1 protein-coding gene is annotated in these 1436 nt (G+C 73.3%); it reads left to right on the top strand.

What is annotated here, in order from left to right; translation table 11 throughout:
* Positions 1-11: 11 nt before the first annotated feature.
* The gene (locus FNH04_RS45945) at positions 12-1376 is read left to right on the top strand and encodes a glutamine synthetase family protein (RefSeq protein WP_322725771.1); all 1365 of its coding nucleotides are present in this window, start codon (positions 12-14) and stop codon (positions 1374-1376) included.
* Positions 1377-1436 lie beyond the last annotated feature (60 nt).

Here is a 1436-nt window from a genome sequence, read left to right as displayed (position 1 = left end):
AGGAGACATCGGTGAGCGCATCCGACACCCCAGACATCCGCAGGCACATGGAGCGGCTCGCCGCCGAGGGCGTCGACGTGGTCCGGGTGATGTACCCCGACCTGATCGGCACCGACCGGGCCCGCGACGTCCTGCTGGACCACCTGCCGTCGGCTGCCGAGCACGGCCTGGCCTTCTGCCGCGCCGTGTACCACACCTCCCCCCAGGGCGACGTGGTCCCGGTCGCGGGCGGTCTGGACGCCGGTCTGCCGGACGTGTGCGTACGCCCCGATCTGTCCACGGCGGCCGCGCTGCCCTGGGAGCCCGGTGTCGCCACCTGTCTCGGCGAGGTCAGCGACCCGGTGACCGGGGCTCCGGCGCCCGAGTCGCCGCGTGACCTGCTGCGCACCGTCCTCTCCAGGTGCGCCGAGCAGGGCCTGCGGCCCGTCGTCGGCCCCGAGCTGGAGTACTTCCTCCTGGAGCCCGCCCCCGGCGCGCCCACCGGCTGGCGCCGCGCACCGGAGACGACCGGTGCCGTCTACACCGCCGGCCTGCGCGCCGACCCCGGCAACCATCTGCTGCGCACCCTGCGGCAGCTGCGCGACCTCGGCCTCGGCGTCGTCACCGGCAACCACGAGTTCGACGGCGGCCAGTACGAGATCAACCTGATCCACTCCGAGGCCCTGGACGCCGCCGACCGCGCCTTCCGCTTCAAGGCCGCCGTGAAGGAGCTGGCCCGCAAGGAGGGCAGGCTCGCCACCTTCATGGCCAAGCCCTACGGCGACGCCGGCGGCTCGGGGTTCCACCTCCACCTGTCATGCGAGGCCTCCGACGAGGAAGGCGCCGGCAACGCCTTCGACGACCCGTCCGGCGCGTACGGCCTCTCGGCCACCGCCCGGCACGCCATCGCGGGCATCCTCGCCCACGCCCCCGCGCTCGCGGCGCTGGCCAACCCGACCGTGAACTCGTACAAGCGCTTCGGCCCCGACACGCTCGCGCCCTGGCTGATCGACTGGGGGCTCGACAACCGCAGCGCCATGCTCCGCGTCCCGCCCGAGCGCGGCAGCGGCGCCCGCCTCGAACTCCGTCTCGGCGACGCCAGCGCCAACCCCTATCTGCTGATCGCGGGCACGGTCGCCGCCGCCCTGCTCGGCGTCCGTGCGGGCGAGGAGCCGCCCGCCCCGCTGGAGGGCTACGGCTACGACACCGCCCGTTCCGCCCAACTGCCCGCGAACCTGTCCGCCGCGCTGGACGCGCTGGAGGCGGACACCGCCCTGACCGAGGTCCTCGGCAAGGACTTCACCACCTCCTTCCTCACCTACAAGCGGGACGAGCTCGAACGCTTCAACCGGCATGTCACCGACTGGGAGTTCACCGAGTACGCCTACCACCTGTAAGTCCGGCGACGGCCCCGAGCCCTCGTCGCCCCCGCCCAGGAGATCCACGAACATGACCAG

The sequence above is a fragment of the Streptomyces phyllanthi genome (assembly GCF_009377205.1).
Taxonomy (GTDB): Bacteria; Actinomycetota; Actinomycetes; order Streptomycetales; family Streptomycetaceae; genus Streptomyces; species Streptomyces phyllanthi.
This window is presented reverse-complemented; position numbering and strand designations above follow the sequence as displayed.